19 protein-coding genes and 2 pseudogenes are annotated in these 22,037 nt (G+C 55.7%); 13 read left to right on the forward strand and 8 right to left on the reverse strand.

What is annotated here, in order from left to right; genetic code table 11:
- Positions 1-72: 72 nt before the first annotated feature.
- Genes SB822_RS45165 through SB822_RS45175 form a run of 3 tightly spaced genes read right to left on the reverse strand, consistent with a single transcriptional unit; the run spans position 73 to position 955 of the window.
- Positions 73-261, reverse strand: coding sequence for a hypothetical protein (locus tag SB822_RS45165; protein ID WP_410857714.1), 189 nt, complete (start codon positions 259-261; stop codon positions 73-75).
- A 9-nt stretch (positions 262-270) separates the two neighbouring features.
- Positions 271-603 carry a DUF6788 family protein gene (locus SB822_RS45170; RefSeq protein ID WP_410857715.1) on the reverse strand — a complete coding sequence of 111 codons (333 nt, stop codon included), beginning with the start codon at positions 601-603 and terminating at the stop codon, positions 271-273.
- A gap of 52 nt (positions 604-655) precedes the next feature.
- The gene (locus SB822_RS45175) at positions 656-955 is read right to left on the reverse strand and encodes a DUF5372 family protein (RefSeq protein WP_410857716.1); all 300 of its coding nucleotides are present in this window, start codon (positions 953-955) and stop codon (positions 656-658) included.
- A gap of 14 nt (positions 956-969) precedes the next feature.
- Between SB822_RS45175 and SB822_RS45180 the strand changes: the two are divergent.
- The 4 genes and pseudogenes from SB822_RS45180 to SB822_RS45195 all read left to right on the forward strand — a co-directional run.
- Positions 970-2,202 (forward strand): annotated as a pseudogene (locus tag SB822_RS45180) (reverse transcriptase domain-containing protein); the annotation flags it as partial.
- 68 nt (positions 2,203-2,270) lie between these two features.
- Positions 2,271-2,723 (forward strand): annotated as a pseudogene (locus SB822_RS45185) (IS3 family transposase); the annotation flags it as partial.
- Between the two features lie 697 nt (positions 2,724-3,420).
- On the forward strand, positions 3,421-4,740 hold the full coding sequence (locus SB822_RS45190) for an MFS transporter (protein ID WP_410857717.1): 1,320 nt from the start codon (positions 3,421-3,423) through the stop codon (positions 4,738-4,740).
- 567 nt (positions 4,741-5,307) lie between these two features.
- Positions 5,308-7,038: an FAD-dependent oxidoreductase gene (locus tag SB822_RS45195; RefSeq protein WP_410857718.1), complete on the forward strand. Its 1,731-nt coding sequence runs from the start codon at positions 5,308-5,310 to the stop codon at positions 7,036-7,038.
- A gap of 744 nt (positions 7,039-7,782) precedes the next feature.
- Here the strand turns inward: SB822_RS45195 and gor are convergent.
- Positions 7,783-9,168, reverse strand: coding sequence for a glutathione-disulfide reductase (gene gor / locus SB822_RS45200; RefSeq protein WP_410857719.1), 1,386 nt, complete (start codon positions 9,166-9,168; stop codon positions 7,783-7,785).
- A 360-nt stretch (positions 9,169-9,528) separates the two neighbouring features.
- Between gor and SB822_RS45205 the strand changes: the two genes are divergently transcribed.
- Entirely contained in the window at positions 9,529-10,125 is a 597-nt protein-coding gene (locus tag SB822_RS45205; protein WP_410857720.1) for a TetR/AcrR family transcriptional regulator, read from the forward strand.
- A gap of 458 nt (positions 10,126-10,583) precedes the next feature.
- On the opposite strand, the gene SB822_RS45210 is transcribed toward SB822_RS45205, so the two are convergent.
- The 3 genes from SB822_RS45210 to SB822_RS45220 all read right to left on the reverse strand — a co-directional run bounded on the left by SB822_RS45210 (position 10,584) and on the right by SB822_RS45220 (position 13,195).
- Positions 10,584-11,225, reverse strand: a complete 642-nt coding sequence (locus SB822_RS45210) for a glutathione S-transferase family protein (protein ID WP_410857721.1) — start codon at positions 11,223-11,225, stop codon at positions 10,584-10,586.
- Positions 11,226-11,345: 120 nt separating this feature from the next.
- Positions 11,346-12,827 carry a sodium:solute symporter family protein gene (locus SB822_RS45215; protein WP_410857722.1) on the reverse strand — a complete coding sequence of 494 codons (1,482 nt, stop codon included), beginning with the start codon at positions 12,825-12,827 and terminating at the stop codon, positions 11,346-11,348.
- Positions 12,824-13,195 carry a DUF3311 domain-containing protein gene (locus SB822_RS45220; protein WP_410857723.1) on the reverse strand — a complete coding sequence of 124 codons (372 nt, stop codon included), beginning with the start codon at positions 13,193-13,195 and terminating at the stop codon, positions 12,824-12,826. The genes SB822_RS45215 and SB822_RS45220 overlap by 4 nt, the downstream gene beginning before the upstream one ends.
- Positions 13,196-13,284: 89 nt before the next feature.
- Between SB822_RS45220 and SB822_RS45225 the strand changes: the two genes are divergently transcribed.
- From SB822_RS45225 to SB822_RS45250, 6 genes are all read left to right on the forward strand, one after another.
- Positions 13,285-13,917 (forward strand): N-carbamoylsarcosine amidohydrolase, encoded by a 633-nt coding sequence (locus SB822_RS45225; RefSeq protein WP_410857724.1) that lies wholly within the window; start codon positions 13,285-13,287, stop codon positions 13,915-13,917.
- 55 nt (positions 13,918-13,972) lie between these two features.
- Positions 13,973-14,842 carry a polysaccharide deacetylase family protein gene (locus tag SB822_RS45230; RefSeq protein ID WP_410857725.1) on the forward strand — a complete coding sequence of 290 codons (870 nt, stop codon included), beginning with the start codon at positions 13,973-13,975 and terminating at the stop codon, positions 14,840-14,842.
- Between the two features lie 172 nt (positions 14,843-15,014).
- The gene (locus SB822_RS45235) at positions 15,015-15,635 is read left to right on the forward strand and encodes a glutathione S-transferase family protein (RefSeq protein ID WP_410857726.1); all 621 of its coding nucleotides are present in this window, start codon (positions 15,015-15,017) and stop codon (positions 15,633-15,635) included.
- Positions 15,636-15,678: 43 nt separating this feature from the next.
- Positions 15,679-17,088, forward strand: coding sequence for a 3-isopropylmalate dehydratase large subunit (gene leuC / locus SB822_RS45240; RefSeq protein ID WP_410857727.1), 1,410 nt, complete (start codon positions 15,679-15,681; stop codon positions 17,086-17,088).
- Between the two features lie 230 nt (positions 17,089-17,318).
- Positions 17,319-17,972, forward strand: a complete 654-nt coding sequence (leuD, locus tag SB822_RS45245) for a 3-isopropylmalate dehydratase small subunit (protein WP_410857758.1) — start codon at positions 17,319-17,321, stop codon at positions 17,970-17,972.
- A 62-nt stretch (positions 17,973-18,034) separates the two neighbouring features.
- Complete coding sequence (locus SB822_RS45250; protein ID WP_410857728.1) at positions 18,035-18,292, forward strand: TonB-dependent receptor domain-containing protein; 258 nt, start codon at positions 18,035-18,037, stop codon at positions 18,290-18,292.
- Positions 18,293-18,690: 398 nt separating this feature from the next.
- Here the strand turns inward: SB822_RS45250 and SB822_RS45255 are convergent, their stop codons facing one another.
- Positions 18,691-19,140 (reverse strand): LysR substrate-binding domain-containing protein, encoded by a 450-nt coding sequence (locus SB822_RS45255; RefSeq protein WP_410857729.1) that lies wholly within the window; start codon positions 19,138-19,140, stop codon positions 18,691-18,693.
- A 231-nt stretch (positions 19,141-19,371) separates the two neighbouring features.
- Between SB822_RS45255 and SB822_RS45260 the strand changes: the two genes are divergently transcribed.
- Positions 19,372-20,397: an IS110 family transposase gene (locus SB822_RS45260; RefSeq protein ID WP_410857730.1), complete on the forward strand. Its 1,026-nt coding sequence runs from the start codon at positions 19,372-19,374 to the stop codon at positions 20,395-20,397.
- A 281-nt stretch (positions 20,398-20,678) separates the two neighbouring features.
- Positions 20,679-22,025 (forward strand): IS4 family transposase, encoded by a 1,347-nt coding sequence (locus tag SB822_RS45265; protein WP_410857731.1) that lies wholly within the window; start codon positions 20,679-20,681, stop codon positions 22,023-22,025.
- The last annotated feature ends 12 nt before the right edge of the window (positions 22,026-22,037 follow it).

A 22,037-nucleotide genomic window follows, 5' to 3' on the forward strand; every position in this document is an offset into this window, starting at 1 on the left:
CTACATTGGAACGAAAACGTTACTAATTGCGGACAAAAATGAAATTACTCGGCCATATTTTATTACACGGAATTATGGCGGATATAGATGTACGCCGGTTTGCTGAGATGTTGAGTGGTGATCTTGGTGTTCATCGACGGCCTCCTCGGTCGGTTCCAGCGCGGGCCCGGCGGTGAGCCAGGTCTCGAGCATGTTGGCGATGAGTACGCCGGCCAGGTGAGGATCGATGCAGTGGGTGAGCGACAGCGACGAGTGGCTCACCGCCGCCTCTCAGATCGCCTCGCGGCGGCGTAAGAGTTCGCGGTTGATCTCGCAGATCTCTTCGATGATCTCGCGGACCCTGTGGTAGGTGCCCAAACGTTCGGTGACGTCGGCGTAATCGGCCTGAGGCACGTAGTCCATTTGCGGGCGGCGCCCAGGAAGGCTCACGGACAGGTAGTACTTGGGGCCATGACCGGGGCCGTCGGCGCACTTGCAGCCGGGTTTGCCGCAGCGCTTGTAGCGCTCGATGAGCGAGCCACGCAGGAGCGTCTCCAAAGCCGGCATTTGCCGCAGCAACTGGGCGCGACGCCTGCGCAAGACCGACGACGGAATTTCTTCCATGAGCGGACCACGTTAAAAACTGGTCTGATAGTAGGACAAGGCGATCCATTGATCAAGCTCCTTTGGTGGGTGACACCATCGAGGCGGGAACGTCAAGCTGGTCGATCAAGTCGATCAGCTCTAACAGCATGTCCAGATCGAAGCGGCACACTGTGACGTCGCCGCTATGGACCGAGGGCGTGCCCCTGTCGGTCCATTCGCGGGCAATGCTGAAGCTGCCGCGCTCGATATGACCCAGGAGCAGCGTGTCAACTCCGCCGACGCGACGGGTCTTCAGTACAGGAAATCGCTGGCCTTTAAGCGGATGGAACGGATGGCAGATCTCGGCCCATCCCAAATCCGGGTTGGGCACCTGTGCAGTTCGCGCTGACCGTCCCGAGCCTGCGGGATCGGATCGTGCAACGGGCCATGCTGATGGCGATGGAGCCGATATGGGAGAGCGATTTCCATCCGGCTTCGTATGGCTTCAGACCGGCTCGTAGTGTTCATCACGCGATTCGCACGGTGAAGCTTCAGCTACAAGACGGTGGCGAACACAGTGTCTCAGGTCGCTGGGTTATCGAGGGCGACCTCGCCAGTTACTTCGACACCGTTCATCATCGTCTTCTTCTGAAGGGAATCCGCAAGCGGATTGTCGATCAGCGCTTCCTTGCCCTGCTGTGGAAGTTCATCAAGGCCGGGTGCGTCGATCGCGATCTATTCCGTGCCGCGAGTGAAGGCGTTCCTCAGGGCGGTGTCATCTCACCCCTGTTATCCAACATCATGTTGCATGAATTCGATGCGTGGATGGAAAGGAACTACCTGAGCAAGAAGGTGCGCAAGGATCGGTGGGCGTGGAACTTCGCAATTCTCAAGCAGCGTCCGATTACTGTTCGAGAAAACCGGCAGTGGAAACCAGCTATTGCCTACTGTCGGTATGCAGATGACTTTGTGATTGTGGTTAAAGGCACGCGTGAACATGCCGAGACAGTACGTGAAGCATGTCGTGGGTTCCTCGAAGGCGAACTGAAGCTCACGCTGAATATGGAGAAGACCCATATCACGCATGTGAACGATGGCTTCGTCTTCCTTGGTCACCGAATCATCCGCAAGCGTGGATCACGCGGTCGCATGCGACCTGTAACGACCATTCCGTGGGAAAAGTATCGGGGCTTTGCCGCGAGGCTCGTCAAGCAACTGTCGGGCAACTATGGCATGAACCGGATGGATCTGATGGAGAGCCTGAATCGGCAGATTGCCGGCTGGGCTGCCTTCTATCAATTCACCGACTTTACGGCCGCCATGTTCAAAAAGCTGGACCGCACGGTCTTCTGGAAATTCGGCTACTGGCTTGCGCGCAGGTTTCGGAGCGGGTTCAGGTCGCTGATGCGCGACTACATTCGCGCACCAGAACCGGGACAGGCGACGACATGGGTGTTACAAGGCCAGAACAGTCGAGGTTGGTATGGGACGGTGGCGCTGCGGCGTCTGGTTACCAGCCGCAAGGGTCAGTTCAGGTGGCGTACGCCGTCGGAAAATCCGTACATCATGCGCGATGAGACACGCAGCACCATCGAGTCGCGCTATGCAGATGTCGCCTTTGCTATGAGCAACACTTGAATGGAGAGCCGGATGCGCTGAGAGGTGCAAGTCCGGTTCGGGGAGGAGAGACAGGGAAATAGTTCGACTACGCCCTGTCTCTTACTCCACTTCCAACCGGCGAGAGGTTTCTTTATCTGGCCGTGGTACTCGACGTGTTCAGTCGGCGCATCGTTGGCTGGGCGATGTCCAACCATCTGTACACCGAACTCATGTTGCGTGCACTGGACATGGCGTTGCAACAGCGACGCCATGAAGGCGTCATTCACCACTCCGACCAGGGCTGTCAATATACGTCCATTGCATTTGGACGGCGCTGCCGCGAAGCCGGCGTGCAACCGTCGATGGGCACGGCTGGCGACGCCTATGACAACGCGATGTGCGAATCGTTCTTCGGCACACTGGAAGCGGAGTTGCTCTCGCGGGAACACTTCGCGACCCACGAACAGGCCAGGCGGCGCACCTTCTTATTTCTGGAGGGCTGGTACAACGTACGCCGCCTGCACAGCAGCATCGGCTATTGTTCGCCGCTCGAATTCGAAAACCTGAACGCGCAAGATCGCCGCTCATCGCAATGCGGGTTGCCCACCGCCGGGCAGCGTCATGGTCGAGACAGGCGACCCGCTACCCGGCCGTGGACAACCCGCGACTCAACGCTTAACGGAGGATCAATACCGTACTAAACCCAACTGCAAATCCGTCCGTTGAAGCGGGTCAACCTCAGATATTGATTGCCGATAGTTTGACTGTGCCCTTGCTGGAGGCAATGGCAATACAAAAGCGCTGGCGGGCCGTCGCGAGAAACATTGTGGCGTCCAAACTCCAACGAGGTGCAAGGTGATATCGGCACAATTGTTCATACTATTACAATTTGCATTCGAAGATGAAAATTGCGCCTTTTCACCAATTCCTCGTTGTCTTTGTCTTTCTTGGAAATCGGAGTTTGCAGCAGACCTGCATAGTCTGCTGCGACCACTCAACTGCTTTGTCACAGCAATCTGGCAAAATCCGGAATGTGGGGCTGCATAAGGCAGTGGACTGAACGCATGGGGCCGAGACGCGGCGTCATTTGCCGGTCTCGTAAGACTCCCTGTCCGCCGGCCACGGCAGATGAATTGATTCCATGCTGTGACATTTGTGAGACGCAATTCGATAGGGCGTTAATACGAAATGCTGTACCCAGCGGACGCAAGCTTCGCGGCAAGTTCGTCGTTCAACCATTTCGATGCGGAGTCACTCATGACACGTCGGGAGCCTGACGCCACCATCTACACCGGTGAGTTCCGCGAGGAAACCTATCGGAAAGTGATGTGGAGGTTACTGCCGCTTCTCTTTCCTTGCTATGTCCTCAACTACCTGGATCGGGTTAACATCGGCTACTCCCAACTGCGCATGGGTCCTGATTTGGCTTTCAGCGATGGGGTATACGGACTGGGCGCAAGCATGTTTTTTGTGGGTTTTGTGCTCTTCGAGATACCAAGTAATTTACTCCTGGAAAAGAGTGGAATCCGTACTACCATATTGAGAATTATGGTGTTATGGGGACTACTTTCTGCTGCAACAATTTTCGTCCGCAGGCCGGCTGAGTTTTATCTGGTTTGGTTTCTTTTGGGAGTAGCGGAGGCTGGGTTTTTCCCTGGCATTATGTGGTATCTAACGCTGTGGTTTCCTCCACAAAGGAGGGCGCGCGTTGCTGGAATCATCATGACTGCCGCAGTCGTGGCGGGCATGATTGCCGGTCCAATCTCCGGATGGATTTTGCACAACACAGACGGGCTCGGCGGACTTGCGAGTTGGCAATGGTTATATCTGATCGAGGGTTTGCCGAGCTGCATCCTCGGGGTGGTGACATTCTTTGCGCTCCCCCTCTCGCCATCGAAAGCCAGCTGGCTTAGCGAAAACCAGCGCAAACTCATTGTGAGCGAAGTCAGCGTTTCCAGCCCTAAAATTGGCGCTACGTCGAAAGGGGTGCTAATCGCGCTCAAGAGTTCGACCGTATGGATGTACTCCTTCCTTTACTTTACGATCGGTTGCGGGGCGTACGCATTGAGCTTCTGGATGCCCTCGATGATTCAGGGCCTTCGAATCGCTGACACGCGAATCATCGGTCTTGTCTCTACAATTCCGTACACGTTCGGCGCCATCGTGATGGTTTGGTACGGATATCGCTCGGACCGAAAACACGAGCGGCGCTGGCATCTGGCCGTTGCCATACTCGTTGCCGCGGCGACGCTGACCGCGACGACTTTAACGACGACGCATGTATGGCTTTCGGTCGCGCTTATCTCTGTTGCTGTCGGCGGCGTAGTCGCTGCTTACCCCGTGTTTTGGGCTGCAGCGACAGCTGCAGTTCCGCGTGCAGCCCCAGGTGCGAGCATCGCGGCGATCACAAGTATCGGCAACCTTTCGGGTGTAGCGACCCCTTTAACGATCGGTGTGCTCAAAGCGTGGAGCGGCAACCTTTCGATCGGCCTGTACTGTACGACGATAATGATGGTCGTTGGGCTTCCAATACTCTTCCAACATCACACACAGTTGGGCAAAAGTGCGAGCGCCTAGCGTGTAGCCGTTTGTCATGGAATGCGCGGAGGTTGCGGTTGAACGCGTCCGATCGGTAGTCTGCGCTATTTCGGCCTTGTGCAGCGCCTTTGCGCCGGGGCGTCAGTCTTGCTCGGCATCGGGCTCCGCACGGGCCGCGGCATCTCCGCAGGGACACTGGGCCGCAAGCTACATCCGGACATCGAGCAGATATGTGCGTTCGTGAGTAGACTCTCGTTTGGGATCGGACTTCTCGAACTTGCGTAGTGAGGCGACGTTTGACCTGATGGTTTCGGATCATGTCAGAGTCATGATGAGAGTTGGCTCAGCCAATTGAGGCGCAAGGCTATCCCAGGATTTCGGGGTGCTAAGAGCAACGAACACGCAAGGCTGGTATTTGAAAGTCTGCGATTCAACGTGGCGGGGAGAGACGGGATCTAGTGCGCGTCTATGAGACCGTTGAAATGCTTTCCGCTCCGGCCCGACAGCATTGCCAGTGATCAACGAGAATTGGCTGGCTGGTTATACTTGAATCGCTGCTGGCGATTTCAGCGGCAGCTTGCTATGTCCACCAGGAGACTTCGCAACATGGATACCGGATCTGCGAGTGACCAACGCGGGGCCCAGACCGATAACGATGGGGGAGATGCCGAAACCGAATCCGCACTCGAAGACCCGGCTGTTCGCAATCACCCGCGTTACGAACAGATGTTCCCGTCGCTCTCGAATGCCGAGATAGATAAACTTCGCCGCTTCGGCAACGTATCGTCTCATTCGAAGGGCGAATTACTGTACAAAGCGGGCAGCATGCACCCCGGAGTATTCGTGCTGCTGTCGGGAAGGGTTCGCATCGTCAGTCGCGACGGCCTGAATCGCACCCGTGCGTTCCATACATACACGCAAGGAGAATTCACGTCGGACATAACCCAGTTATCAAACACTCCTGCGATTTTTGATGCTCATGTCATTGAACATGTGCAGGCGGTGTTGCTGAGGCCTGATGGCTTGCGGGCGCTGGTGATAGGCGACGCGGAACTGGGCGAAAAAATCATGCGCGCGTTGATCCTGCGGCGTGCGCTGGTGGCCGAGCGAGGAGATAGTGTTGTCTTCGTCGGTCCTGCCGGCAACGCGCGCTTGGTGGCATTGAGCAACCTTCTGAGGCGCATCAGCTTCCCTTACACCGTGCTCGATGCACATCACAACCCTGAAGTTTTGGCGCTGCTCGACAGATTGACCCTTCAAGCTGGAGATTTCCCGCTGGTCCTTTGTCCGAACGGCGCGATGCTGCGAAATCCGAATGAGAGGGAGCTGGCATCGTGTCTCGGCCTTGCGCAGGATTTCGACGTTTCCAAGGTCTACGATGTTCTGATAGTCGGTGCTGGCCCAGCGGGGCTCGCTGCGGCAGTGTATGCGGCATCGGAAGGACTGTCGGTCGCAGCACTCGATTGCCGTTCTCCGGGCGGACAAGCTGGGACAAGTGCGCGCATCGAAAATTATCTGGGATTTCCGAACGCCATCAGTGGGCAGGACCTCGCCGGCCGAGCCCACATTCAGGCACAAAAATTCGGTGCTCGTATTGCTATTCCATACGAAGTGAAACGGCTCTACTGCGAAAGACGACCGTTTTCGCTTGAGCTGTCTGACGGGCAACGCATTTTGTCGCTCACAGTAGTCATCGCCAGCGGAGCCGAATATCGCCGCCCGGACGTTGGCGGGCTGGAGCGTTTTGAGGGCAAGGGCGTCTACTATTGGGCTACACCAATCGAAGCCCGGCTTTGCAGTGAGGGACCTGTACTTCTCGTCGGAGGCGGCAATTCGGCCGGCCAAGCCGCGGTGTTCCTTGCTCCTCAGGTCGACCACATCCATATGTTCGTGCGCGGAGCGAATCTCGAACAACGAATGTCTCGCTACCTTGCGGAGCGTGTGGCATCGTTGCCCAATATTACGTTGCACTATCGGACAGAGTTGACTGCATTGGAAGGAGGCGACCGTCTCGAACGGGTGCGTTATCGCGGTGCTGGCGGAATTGACGGCAGTATGACTGCGCGCCACTTATTTGCATTCGTGGGCGCAACGCCGAACACGCGTTGGCTCGAGACATGCGGCGTCGAAGTCGATACTCACGGATTCGTGCTTACGGGCGTCGATCTTTCGACAGAGGTTGATCGCAGCTTGCCTTTGCAAACCAGCATAACGGGTGTTTTTGCGGTTGGCGACGTGCGGTCTGGGTCGAGCAAGCGTGTCGCGTCTGCGGTAGGTGAGGGCTCGGCCGTGATTGCCCAGATCCATACATATCTCTCAACGACGGTCCATGCGTAGCCTCTGAAAATTCGACCGAGAAATGTCAATCGTAAACGTCATGGCAGCACGGTTCTGTTTCAGCGCTACTCTAACCGGGCGAACCGCTGCTGCGTGCGCCGGGGAGGGATAGCCCGGGCTCGCTTCATGGCGGTTGCCATGCAGAGCAACTTGTTGGTTGCATCGCCGGACGACCGATGCGACGCGCCGTGCGTCGCAGCCGTAGTACTGATTTGAGACGAAAGTTTTATGTCGTGACGCAATCAGCAATACCGCCTAACTTCCACAGACCGGATTGATGCCCGTTGGCAATTGATGCATGAGGCGATGGAAATGAAGCTGAAGCCGATCGCGCCGAAGGTGGGCATCGAAAGATACCGGCCACCTTGATCGCGGAAGGTATTCCGCAAGGATCGACCCCGCCGCGCGGAGAGTCTCCCAGAGGGACGATGTAAGCGATTCGTCAAGATCGCTTTTGCGACTCATGGTGAGTAGCATGAGATTGCCGCTAGCGCCGACGAGAGCTCGGTTTCGAAGCTTGCGCAACTGATCGCAGTTGCGCACCACGCTTATGACACCGTCCGTCCAGCTAGCAGGAGTGACTCAAAATTTCTTGTAGTCACATCTGGCCTTTGTCGGTAGTGTTGCTGGCAAGGGCCAGTGAATCTACTTGCTTAGTGGACGACGTCTCTTTGCATACGTCTATTGCATTTTTTAAGTCCAACCGTCGAAATGATGGGCTCTGCTCCAGCCCATCTACGAACACTAAACCCGTTCGCCGTTAACAACAAGATAGCTTGGCGAATACATCGTCACGAGTTCTTCTGTCGCCGTCGGATGAACTGCCATCGTGCGGTCGAAATCGTCCTTTGTGCAGCCGGCTTTCAGCGTAATGCCAAGCAACTGGGCCATTTCTCCGGCGTCGTGGCCAAGAATATGCGCGCCCACGACCTTACGATCTTCAGCGTTGACAACCAACTTCATAATCGTTTTCTCGGATCGCCCCGACAACGTCGCTTTCATAGGACGGAATTGCGCGCGATAGATTTCCAGTTTTTCGAACCGCCTGGCGGCGTCTTCTTCGCTCAGCCCCACGGTGCCAATCTCGGGTTGTGAGAAGACCGCGGTAGCAACCAGATGATGATCGGGGCTGGTCGGATTGTTCTTGTACGCCGTCTCGATGAAGCACATTGCCTCATGGATGGCCACCGGCGTCAGTTGCACCCGATCAGTAACGTCACCAAGCGCATAGATACTCGAAATAGAAGTGCGAGAGTATTCATCGACGACAATCGCACCCCGTGCATCGGTCTTAACACCGGCTACCTCAAGGCCAAGACCCTTGGTATTTGGGTTGCGGCCGAGCGCCAGCATCACGGTGTCAACATCAAGCAATGCGCCTTTTTTAGTGCGGGCTCGGAGTCCCGTCTCTGTCTTGGTCACCTCTTCGATCACGTCATGACAAAGAATCCGGATTCCTTTTTCTACCATTGCCTCATGCATGCCGCGGCGCAGGTCTTTGTCAAAACGTGACAGAATTTCCGCGCCACGATAAATCAATGTGACCTGTACCCCGAGTCCGTGAAAGATATTAGCGAATTCCACGGCAATATAGCCCCCGCCAGCAATCAGGATGGATCTCGGCAATTCATCCAGATCAAATGCTTCGTTTGATGAAATGCAGAGATCGTGTCCGGGCAGGGCAGAATGCGCGTTCACAGTGCCGCCAACAGCAATAATGATCTTGTCCGCTGTAACAGTCCGATCCGTTTTGACCAGGCGGATCGTATTGGCGTCAAGGAGTTCTGCGCGTGTATCGAAAATATCGGCCTTGGCATTTTCAAGGCCCTTGCGATAGAGACCCTCAAGGCGCCCAATTTCCTTGTCCTTGGCTGCAACCAGTTTCTCCCAATCAAATTGAGTTTCACCTACCGTCCAGCCGAAGCGGATTGCGTCCTGAAAATGCTCCTGATACTGAGACGCATATACGAAGAGCTTCTTCGGCACACACCCGCGGATGACACAGGTTCCGCCATATCGCGACTCCTCGGCGATACCTACCTTTTTTCCAAGCGAGGCTGCAACGCGTGCAGCCCGGACGCCGCCCGAACCACCGCCGATGACGAAAAGATCATAATCATACGAATGCATGCGAAAAGCTCCTGCGGGGTTAAGCCAAGAGGGCCACAAAGAAAATGCGTAAATGGAAGATGAGTCTATAAATACAGACGTCTGACTGTATGCTCGCGATGTCGATTTCGGCTACGAAATTTCGATCTATCTTCAGCTAGCCTTTGGCCGGACCTCTGTCTCAGTGCACGGACCGAGGCAGTCCGGCAATTCCAGCCGACCAGCAGTAAACATATGCCCAAATATTGGGATGTATTAGCCTGTCGATAGCCAAGTGAGTCAACGTCGACGATCGCAGCGCAGTAAACGAAACAGCATCCCAAGAAAAAAGATAGATGTCTTACTTTAAGTTAGTATAGCACTGTAGACAAGGGGGATTTCATGGCAACTTCTATGTACAAGAAAGGGCACGAGGCGACGGGCGACATCGTCGCTGCCGCCGACATGCTCTTCCAGCAGCGCGGATTCCAGAACACGTCATTTCAGCATTTGGCCGAAGGAAGTGGAATACCTAAGGGAAACTTCTATCATTACTTTCGTACGAAAGATGAACTGCTAGATGCCGTTCTGCAGGGTCGAATCGCCCAGCTTGACGAGCAGCTCCAAAAAAGGGAGCAGGAAGTCGAAGACCCGTTGCTTCGCTTGGAAGGTTTTGTGCGATCGTTGCTTGATGATCCCACGGATCCCTTCATATATGGCTGCCCGCACGGTTCCCTCTGCATGGAACTCGCCAAGGGACGCGCCGACCTCTTGCGGAAGGGCAGCAGCATTTTGATTCGACTGAGAAACTGGTTTTCGGAACAATTTCGAATGGCCGGTGTGGCTGACAGTGACAGTTTGGGATTGCGCCTGCTTTCCAGAATTCAGGGGATCATCCTGCTGACCGCCGCGTTTCAAGATGAAGAGTTCGCCAAACGCGAAATCGTGGATGTGATCGAGTGGGTCAGGTCGGTTGCAGTCCATCCCGCTGTAAAATAATCGAGGCTATTCATTTACGAAGCCCGCCGCAGAAGTGTTGGGTTGTATAAAGGGTAGACTCTCTAATGAAGGGCGCTTTGAAATAGCGCCCCGTTTAGAAGCTACCCTAGCCAAATGCGACAATCGGTTATTTAGAAGATGACGGGACGAACTGTGTCGGCTGATCGGATGATCGATCTGAAAGAACCCGATGTTGCTTCGGACTTTTTGCTGAAAACCAAGCCATGCGGAACCTTCACGAAACCGTTCAGCCTCTCGGTTCGAACATGTCGACGAACGGCTAGCTGAGACCTGCAGACCGCGGTGTTGACTATCCTCATGAAAGTTCTCGATAGTTGCACGGTGTGCCCGTTCTCTATCGCCAACTGACAACGCGCGTGGCGTATGTGTGAGGTGCCACGTTGTCCACGTGCTCCGTGACGTCGGTTCGGCAAGCTCGCGATCGTCTTGTTCCACAATCAGTCGGAGGACTTTGAGGTAAGAGAAACCTCGAAGCCTCGTTTGATCGAAGGTCGATCCATCATGAGCCGATACCAGCGCTGGACATTGGGATAGTCGGCAAGGCTTACGCGATGTCTTTCATGACGCCACGCCCATGCCAGGATGGCAAAATCCGCAATTGAGATAGCACCTGCAACGAACTCCACCTGATCTAGGCGCCGCTCCAGTACACCGTAAAGTCGATTTGTTTCCTTGGTGAAGCGCTGAAGGCCGTATCGTTGATCCTCTTCGGGCTCGACCTGCAGAAAGTGGTGGACCTGCCCGGGCATTGGTCCAAATCCACCGACTTGCCACATGAGCCATTCCAGAACCGGGAGGCGCTCGCGAAGGGTTTTCGGCCAGAATCGACCAGTTTTTTCGCCTAGATAGATCAGAATCGCACCAGATTCGAAGATGCTGACCGGGCGCCCATCAGGGCCGTCGGCATCGATAATCGCGGGAATGCGGTTGTTTGGACTCAGCTTTAGAAAGTCTGGATTGAACTGCTCTGCCTTGTTAATGTTGACGGGCCGTACTACATATGGCAGGCCCATTTCCTCCAGCGCGCAGCTGATCTTTCTTCCGTTTGGCGTGTCCCATGCCCAGAGTTCAATAGTCATTAGCGTAGTCGTCTTTCTCAAAGTACGTGATGTAAAAGAATCGTCGAAGTCCCCGAAGGTGGGCCCGTCAGAGGGCGGTGTGACACACGCCCCATCCGAACGATCACCGACGTTGCTCACCTATTCCGGGGAACATTCAGCCGCAAGCCCTTGCCTTTCGCTGACGCGCTTTGCGACAACGGCAATCGCAAGCACGGCGGCGTTGAGGACGAGACCAACAAACCCGACATTCACGTCATACGCCGCCTGCGGCAAACCAGGGATAACCTGTTGAAGATGCAGGAAACCAAGGCCGAAGATTGCCACCGTGGCTACACCGACGGCGGTACCGGCGAAGGCAACGACTTTTGTGATTGGGTTGTTGCGCAGCAGACTCAGCAAAAGCGAGGGAAACAATTGTGTGATCAGGCTATACCCTGTCAGTTGGAGCGCGACAATGGTATTGCTGGCGTTCAAGGCGAAGTACACAGCTATAAGTGTGACGAGGGGAACCAGGAACTTCGCCAAGGACGCAGTTCGCAAATCGTCCGCGTCCTTGTGCACTACGCGATAGATGTTATTCGCAACTGTCGTCGCCACAGCCATGGTGATCATGGCGCCGGGAACAAGCGCTGTGAGCATGCCGGCCGCACCAATCAGACCGATCACCCAAGGATCAAACGTGGCAATGGAGAGGCGAAACAGCGAAAGATCAACGCTGCTTCCTTGCAAGCCCGGAACCTTCAAGATCGCTGCGAAGCCCACGAACGCAACCATCACCAGTACGAGCTGATACAAGGGCAGGATAATGGCGTTCTTACGAAAGACGCGTTGGTCGCGCGCTGTATAGAGAGATGCGAACGTATGGGGCCACATATAGAAGCCGAGCCCCGCCAGAATGATGGTCGAATCGAACCAAACCAGACTGATCCCTTTCTGCTGAAACGCAAGGAAGCCGGGCTTCACGCTTTCGATCGCGGCAAACATGGCAGAAAAGCTGCCGTAGTAATGCAGTGGCAGGTAGACCCCAAGAAATACGATGACGATGAGGATAGTGATGTCCTTCAGCACAGCCGTCCAGGCAGCACCATGTACACCCGAAATCGAAACATAGGCCGCTACCAGTATTCCGCCAATCCAGATGGCAAGTTCAGGCGAGACGGAACCGTTCGAAGCTGTGGAGACGATGATGCCTAGTCCCTTGAACTGCAGGACAAGATAAGGAACGAGCGCGGCAAGGCCGACGAGCGAAACCAGCATCCCGAGCGCAGGACTGTCGTATTTTTCCGCAAAGAAGCTGGCTTGCGTGATGAGATTGCGCTGCTTTGCATAACGCCAGATTGGTGGCACCAGCCAGTACGAAACGACGTATGCAAGACATGGGTAAGCCAGGATGTAGTACACGGCCGAACCGCGGCCATATGCAAACCCGCTTCCCCCCAAGAACGCGACTGTCGTATAGATCTCTCCCGCCATCAGCAGAAAGACGAGAAAGGAACCAAAGCCGCGTTGTCCAACTGCCCACTGCTGTAGACCCATCTTTCGCCCTTTGCGGGCGCGCACACCAAGATACAGCGCCAATGCGGCTGTCGCTCCGATGGTGATAAGCGAGATATTGATCATTGGGTTACCTCTTCCTCGACAAAGTTTTCGGGATCGAGACGATATATCGCCCACATAACGAGGCTGGTGAGCACGATCCACGCAAGCAACCATGCAAGAACGAACGGAAAGCCGAAGATAAAAGGCGTAACGCGATTGACAAAAACTACGCCAACGAGAAATCCCAAAAATGGGAGCGACGCCAACGATATCAGGAGTCCAGAACGACTGCTTCGCTTAGGCGATGCAGGTGTGTGAAGGCACGGAACCGCGCCCGTCGAAACTGTTTCCTGTCCTTGCATTGCGCCTCCTAGATCACTTTCCAAAGAAGCTCCGGTTGATAGCTTACGAGCCACCAGACCAAAGTCAGTCGTATGACTGTCATTCATTGCGTTGATGCTGTCATCCAGGACATTCCATGCTTGACGCATCGCAAGGAACAATATAAGTTGGACGTCTGACTTTATGGAGGAGACCCATGATGACCGAACATGATCCGTTGTCTCAAAACTACAAGGGTGTATTCGATACCAGCATTGGTTTCGGCAATAAACCGGTCCTTTTAAACGTTGACTTCACCGTCAGCTATATCAGCGAGGATTCGCCGTTCTACGCGCCCGGCGTCGCGGCTGCCCTCGCGCAAAGCGTCGAATTGCTCGACCTTGCCCGAAGTCTTGACATCCCAGTGGTCCATACGCGGGTCGTCTATCATCCGGGCGGATCAGACGGGGGAATATTTGTCGAGAAAGTGCCATTGTTGCGTCGATTGACCGAGCATGATCCCATGAGCCAGATCGTCCCGGAGTTCGAACCGAGACATGGCGAGGTGGTTATCCGTAAGCAATTTCCTAGCGCATTCTTCGCTACCCCCCTCGCCTCGATGCTCACCAGCCGAGCAATCGATACCGTCATCATCATCGGGTGTACGACCAGCGGCTGCATCCGTGCGACGGCGGTCGACGCGATGCAATACGGCTTCCGCGTGATTGTTCCGCGCGAATGTGTTGGAGATCGGCATGAAGGACCGCATGAAGCAAATCTTTTCGATATAAACAGCAAGTATGGGGACGTCATGTCCCGCTCGGATGTCATGGCCCAACTATCTCGATAGTTGAGCAATCTGCATTTCCAACTAGATCGCAGTTCGTGCTTGAAGGATCAACATCATGCTGACCCAAACGAAGCGTTATGACTTTTCGCCGATCATCGATCGGCCCGTGCGCCGTTTTCCGAACAATGAACGTGTCGCTGTGGTCGTGTACGTAAATCTGGAGCATTTTCCGGAGGATAGGCCTGGCCCGTCCATCCTGCCAGTGACTGCTCAGTTCAAACCCGATCCGCTGAACTACGGATGGCGCGACTATGGACAGCGCGTTGGCATCTGGCGCCTGATGCAGGCTCTCGATCGTTACGGCTTTCCCGCCAGTGTTTGTCTCAATTCGGAAGTGTGTCGTGAATACCCCCGGATCATTGAGGAAGGTCTCAAACGCAAATGGGAGTGGATGGGGCACGGTCGAAACAACACGGAAATCGTCAATGGTCTCTCGATCGCGGATGAAACCGCCATGGTCGACGAAACTATCGAAGTCATCACTCAAGCGACAGGGTCGAAACCGAAAGGGTGGCTCAGCCCGTTCCTGACCGAAACGCATGCAACGCCGGATTTGCTTGCGGAACGGGGTATCGAATATCTTTGCGACTACTCCAGCGATGATCTTCCCTTTCCGATGAACGTCAAGACAGGTTCCCTGCTGTCTATGCCGTACTCGGTCGAACTCAACGACCTTCCGTCGCTGCTCACGTTTGGTACCTCGGCCGAGAATTTCGCCCAGATGATTCGCGATCAGTTTGATGTCGTCTATCAGGAGGGCGCAAGCATTCCGCGAGTTCTCCCGATCGCGCTCCATACGTGGATCATCGGTCAGGCGTTTCGGATGAAGCATTTTGCGGAGGTCCTAGCCTATATCAGCAGCCACAAGGATGTTTGGCTTACGACCGGGGGCGAACTAAATCATTGGTATCGGGCAGGCAACTGAAATGATGGGAAACGCGTGCTGCTCCGATTTGAATTAATCGTCGCTTACCGGTGACAGCGGAAGGGGCCGTCTGGTTCCAACCAACCTTAATTTGTGTCCGATGCGTCAAATCCTGATGCTCGGACCGCATTAGTCAGATAACTGACTACTTCTTCACTAACGGATGGCGTAAATGTTAAAAGTTTTGGGTCGGGCTAATTCAATTAATGTCCAAAAGGTACTATGGACGTGCGACGAGTTGTCGGTACCCTTGGAGCGCGAGGATCTGGGGGGAGGATTTGGCGGGCTCGATACACCCGAATATCGACAAAAGAATCCGAACGGACTGGTCCCGACGATTGATGACAACGGTGTGATTGTTTGGGAATCCAACACGATCGTACGCTATCTTGCAGCTCGTTATGGCGCTGGCCAGTTGTGGCCGGAAGATCCCGCCGTCCGCGCAGATTCAGACAAGTGGATGGATTGGCAGTTGACGACCTTCTGGCCTGACGTGCGTAAAATCTTCCTTCAACTGATCCGCACACCTGAAGATCGTAGAAACGCACAGGTGATCGAGGAAGCGCGGATTAAGGCGATTGATGCTGCAAAGGCACTCAACTCCGCGCTAGAAGGAAGGAAATATCTCGCCGGCGATGTGTTGACGATCGGTGACATCGCTGTAGGTGTGGTCGCATACAGATTTTTTACCCTCGATTTCGAACGCCCCTCGTTGCCCCATCTCGAGTCATGGCATGCGCGTCTCGCTGATCGACCCTCATTCCAGCGTCAAGTGTTGCTACCGCTCTCGTGAGCGTCGAGGGCGTTTAGATCGCAGCCGAAACATTCCGCATACTATGGCACAGACTCTCTACGAGAAATTGTGGAACACACATGTGGTCCACACGGAGGATGACGGTACGACAGTCCTATATATCGACCGTCACCTCGTCCACGAAGTCACCAGTCCTCAGGCGTTCGAAGGACTCAGGCTCACCAAGCGTCCGGTGTGGCGTATCACCGCAAACTTGGCGGTATCGGATCACAACGTGCCGACCACCGATCGCAGTTGTGAGATTGCTGACCCAGTCTCCAAGCTGCAAGTCGACACGCTCGACGCAAACTGCGACGCCTTTTGCATTACGCAATTCAAGATGAACGATCCCCGTCAAGGGATTGTGCATATCATCGGGCCGGAACAAGGCGCCACGCTTCCTGGCATGACGGTGGTCTGCGGTGACTCTCATACTTCGACACATGGTGCGTTCGGCGCATTAGCTCAGGGAATCGGTACGTCGGAAGTTGAACATGTCCTGGCAACGCAAACGCTATTGCAGAAGAAGAGCAAGACCATGCTGATCAAGGTGGAGGGCGAGTTGCCACGTGGATGTACCGCGAAGGATATCGTGCTCGCCATCATCGGCCGAATCGGAAGTGGCGGCGGCGCGGGCTACGCGATCGAATTCGGTGGTTCGACAATTCGGTCGCTCTCCATGGAGGGGCGCATGACGGTTTGCAACATGGCGATCGAAGCCGGGGCTCGCGTTGGTATGGTCGCCGTCGACGACACGACGATCAATTACCTGAACGGGCGTCCCTTCTCTCCGGATGGTGCCGAATGGGATCGGGCCGTCACTTACTGGAAGCAGTTCAAGTCCGACGATGATGCACATTTCGATCGCCTAGTTGAATTAGATGCCGCCGACATCGTTCCACAGGTCACTTGGGGCACGTCATCGGAGATGGTCGCGTCGGTTGACGGCCGAGTGCCAGACCCGGAGAAAGAAAATGACCCGATCAAGCGCGACGCGATGGAACGCGCGCTGCAATACATGGCTCTTCAACCAAACCTTCCGATCGAATCGATAGAGCTGGACAAGATTTTTATTGGCTCATGTACAAATGCCCGCATCGAAGATTTGCGGGCCGCCGCGTGGGTGGTGAGTAAGTTAGGCCGCCGCGTGGCATCGAACGTTCGGCTCGCGATGGTCGTGCCGGGCTCGGGCCTCGTGAAGGCGCAAGCTGAGCGCGAAGGGCTTGACAAGGTCTTCATCGATGCGGGCTTCGAATGGCGCGAACCTGGCTGTTCAATGTGTATCGGAATGAATCCTGACCGCCTCGAGCCGGGTGAACGATGCGCATCTACATCGAACCGAAATTTCGAAGGACGTCAGGGTGCAGGTGGGCGCACGCATCTCGTGAGTCCAGCTATGGCGGCGGCCGCCGCCATAGCTGGGCATTTCTTCGATATTCGCAAGCTAGGTTGACGATCAAAGTTCTCGACCTGCAAAGTGTTCAAATTGAGCATCGTGAAACGCCTGCAGATCGGATTCGTCAGGCATCCCGAGATGCACCGAGTTGTTCAAAGCGCGGTGCAGCTCCACGCCCCTCAGCAATGGCGGTGACAAACATACGATCTTTGATTATCACTCGCGCCGCGTCGGAGGACTTCTGTTCCGCCCTCCAATTGTTTACTCTGACAAAAGGTTTAAGCGTCATGGATAAGTTTGTTACACATACCGGCGTCGTGATGCCTCTCGATCGCGAGAACGTCGATACAGACGCGATCCTCCCAAAGCAGTTTCTCAAGTCGATCGCGCGCACCGGTTTCGGCTTGAACGCCTTCGACGAATGGCGCTACCTTGATCGCGGTGAGCCCGGTAACGACCACTCAAGACGTCCACGGAATCCAGAATTTGTGCTGAATCGGCCCCGTTATCAGGCTGCCTCGATACTACTCGCGCGCAAGAATTTCGGATGTGGCAGCTCGCGCGAGCATGCGCCGTGGGCGCTCCAACAGTGCGGCTTCCGTGCGCTGATTGCTCCAAGTTTTGCAGATATCTTCTACAACAACTGCCTCAAGAACGGCTTGCTACCGGTCGTGTTACCGGAAGATCAGATCGATTATCTGTTCAAAGAAACGTACGCGTCCGACGGCTTCAAACTGACGGTCGATCTCCAGGCGCAAGTCATAAGTAAATTCGACGACCATTCAGAATATCGATTCGAGCTCGCCGCATTCCCTAAGTATTGCATGCTGAATGGCTATGATGATATCGGTCTCACACTAGGTTATGCGGACAAGATTCGACAGTTCGAAGCCCTTCGCCTCGCGGAACAGCCGTGGCTAAATAACCGGATATCGGGATAATCGGATCGCGTCTATGATTGCATCGGACGACGGACCCTTTTGGCCGGAGCCTTCGCGCGGGCGTGACGCACTCTCCTGATGACGCACCCGTGAGCTGGAATGCCGGTTTGCAGTATAAGGTTTTGCCGTGGACACTTTCATACTTTGGCGTTTCGAAGAGTCATCGTTCGAACTCCGATTCGGAGAACACGCAGAACGGAATCGGCACGCCGGAATCTGCGTTGCAGTACGAAGTCGGCATCGAGTTTTTGTTCCTCGACGACCGCTACGTCCTGAACATAGCACTATTCGACGTCAAGCGGGTAACGTCGCCGCGCTGACCACGATCAACGATGTCGAGTCGGTGGTGTTCGACAGTTAGAAGACGAAGGCGACGACGCATCGCACGACGCCAGCATCACGTCGCAGTGGCATGTGGTGGCGAATTTCACAGCACAGGACGCGACCATTACCAGCAATCCGCCAGGCATTCTTCGGTTGGAAGTCATCCGCAAGGCGCGCTGGCTTATATGGCGAATCTGTGGACGACGTATGACTTTTCGATCACCGGAATTCCGGGCTTTCACGTAGGTGCAGGCGTCAATTATGTCAGCAAGACGTATAGCGACATCGCACATGTCAATTCAATTCCGTCATAGGTGATTGCGAATGTGGCTTTCGGCTACGACCCGCCCCGTTGGGAAATCGATCTCAATTTCCACAACCTCACGGATAGGCGCTATTTTATTGTCGCGAATGCGATTGGAATCAGATCGATCGTATCGACGAAGCGCGTTCCCGTCTGCAACAGACAGGTCGGCGTGGTAATAGCCCAGCCGAGCCCTTGCGAAACGAGCAACGTCAGCGTGTCCGCGTGATCGACTTCGAGCTTGCGCGGCGAATCGATCGCATTATATCGGAGTACGCGTTCGACCCGCACGCCGAGCGTGGACGAATGGCTGTAGCGGATGAACGGGAGCGAATTGGCGAGCGCCTGTAGCGTCACTGTGCCTTCGTCGTGATTCTGTGCATGCTTTGGATTGCGACAAAGTGAGGTTGGACTGCACCACCTGGTCGCGCGGTACGCGAACGCGGCGGCGCCACGTCGATGCGATGCCCCGAAGGGCGCGTCTTGTGAGGCAGGCAAACTTTTCCAAGACCTGACCCACGCAGGCAGACAGCCTGCCATCTGTCAGCTAGGGCAAAGCAATCAATCTGGACTGCAAAGAATCGTGGCGCAAGAGTCCCGTCAGTTGGCGGGCCCCTATAGCCCATGTGGTTATACACAAGTTGACGTTAGGAGAGGAATAGCAAAGCAGTCAGAGGGGGGTTGTTAACAATGCGGATTTCGCGTAATGAGATGGTCACCCCCTCCTCGCAGCGGAGTACGCTGCAGGAAATTTCTTCGCGGAGGTGTGCCATGGAAGATGTCACGCTGGTCGGAATTGATCTAGGTAAGCACGTGTTTCACCTTCACGGCCAAAACAAAGCCGGAAAGGCAGTGTTTCGCAAGAAGGTAAGCCGCAAGCAACTGGTCGAGTTTTTCGCCACGTTGCGCGCCTGCACGGTGGTCATGGAAGCCTGCGCCGGCGCCCACCACATGGCCCGCAAACTCGCAACCTTCGGGCACGAGGTCAAGCTCATCTCGCCGCAATTCGTACGGCCTTTCGTCAAGGGTAACAAGAACGACTTCGTTGACGCTGAGGCGATCTGCGAGGCGGCATCGCGCCCGTCCATGCGGTTCGTCACGCCGAAGACCGAATCCCAGCAAACCTTGTCGGCTTTGCACCGCGTGCGCGAATCCCTCATGCCCGATCGGGTGCGCGCGACCAACCAGATTCACGGGTTTCTGCTCGAGTTCGGTGTCAGCCTGCCAAAGGGCGAGGCCGCCATCAAGCGCCTGGCTACCGTGCTGGCCGAGCATCTACTCCCGCCACGCCTGATCGCGGTCCTGGAGCGGCTGCACGCGCACATCAAATACCTCAACGAGGAACTTGACGAGATTAACGAGGAGTTGGCGCGACAACTCGCCGACGACGATCTCGGCCAGCGCCTACTTACGATTCCCGGCGTCGGTCCGGTCACGGCGAGCGTGCTCACAGCGGAGATGGGCGACGGCAATCAGTACGGATGCAGCCGGGACTTCGCCGCCTCGCTCGGGTTGGTGCCACGTCAATACAGCACCGGCGGCAAGTCCAACCTGCTCGGTATCAGCAAGCGGGGCGACAAGCATCTTCGTTGGCTGCTCGTGCAATGTGCGCGGGCCGTCATGCGTCGGCTGGATAGACAGTGCGGCCCAATGGCCGACTGGGTGCGCTCAATGCTGACGCGACGGCACCCGAATGTCGTGGCGTGTGCACTTGCCAACAAACTGGCGGGAGTCGCCTGGGCGCTCGCCACCCACAATACGACCTTTGAAGCCAGACCGACTGTTATGTCGGCCTGATCGCCTCCACCACTCACCGGAGTTTCACCCAACTCAACTCATCTGGTTTTGCGACTGCTGATATGTGATGACGTGAACGGCACACCGGCCTGACAGACATCCTGGAGAGTAAACCAGCTCTTGAAGCTGCTCGCGTTATCAGGGCTGTCAGGCGCGATTCTCATCGTGGCGCGAGGAGCGATCCTCAACATGACGCCGGATAGATTTAGGCAAACCAATCACCGATCAACGTCAGGGTTGCAAAAACGGGGGTGACCATAGATTACTCTCGGATTTTCGGCATGAAGATCCAGGACGACGCGGGGGCATGGGTGGACGAGGAATTCGAAACGCTGGATCTGGGTGATCCGCGGCGAGACCGGCGCGCGAAGGAGCTGGTCAAGCGGTTTGCCAGCCGGCCGACGGCCAGTATCCCGGGCGCGTGCGAAGGCTGGGCCGAGACGATGGCGGCCTATCGCTTTCTGGGCAATGAGCGCATCGACTGGCGCGACATGATGCAGCCGCATTGGGATCGCACCACAGCGCGCATGAAGCAGTTGCCGGTGGTGCTGTGTATTGCCGATACGACAGAGCTGAACTTTAACGGTCAGGATATCGAGGGGGCCGGCCCGCTCAGTTATGAAGCGCAGGTGGGCATGTATCTTCACGCGACCTATGCGGTGACACCGGATCGGGAGCCACTGGGTGTCATCAATTCGTGGATGTGGGCGCGCGAGCCGCGCGATGCAAACGGCAGGCGTGGTGGTGTCAGGGAAAGTACACGGTGGATTGAAAGTTATGAGATCGTGGCCGAACAGGCACAGGCCCTGCCTGACACGCGGCTGGTGTACGTGGCCGACCGCGAAGGCGATATCGCCGCGCTCATGCAGCGTGCGCAGGAACTGGGTAATCCGGCTGACTGGCTGATCCGCTCCCAGCACAATCGTGCCCTGAAGGACGAAGAAAAGCTGTGGGACAAGGTGCACGCGAGTACCGCGCTCGACCATATCAGCATCGTGTTGCCCGGGCGAAGTGGCCAGAAGGCGCGTGAAGTGAAGCAGGAACTGCGTAGCCAGCGCATCACGCTGCCCGGGCAGGCCGGTGTCACGCTCACCTGCGTCGAGGCGTGCGAGGTAGATGCGCCAGCGGGCGTAAAGCCCGTTATCTGGCGTCTTGTGACCAACCGCGAAGCGGCTGATGCGGATGCGCTCATCGAACTCGTTGACTGGTACCGCGCGAGGTGGGAGATCGAAATGTACTTCAATGTCCTGAAGAACGCCTGCCGGGTTGAGGCGCTGCAACTCTCGCAGATGGAGCGGGTCGAGAAGGCACTCGCGCTGTACATGGTCGTAGCGTGGCGTATTGCACGGCTCATGCGTCTGGGCAGGACGTGTCCAGAGTTGGACGCGTCACTCTTTTTTGCGGCTGACGAAATACATGGCGCTCATGTACTCTCAAAAAAGCCACGCCCGAAAAAGACACCAACGCTCAACCAGATGATACGGATGATCGCATCACTAGGCGGATTCCTCGGGCGTAAGAGCGACGGTGAACCGGGCGCGAAGACGCTGTGGATAGGTATGCAGCGGGTCATGGATGCCGTGATCACCATCCAGATCTTGCGCGATGGCTACGACACTTCCGTATAAGGGGATGCCTAT

The organism is Paraburkholderia sp. SIMBA_054 (assembly GCF_046534875.1).
GTDB lineage: Bacteria > Pseudomonadota > Gammaproteobacteria > Burkholderiales > Burkholderiaceae > Paraburkholderia > Paraburkholderia hospita.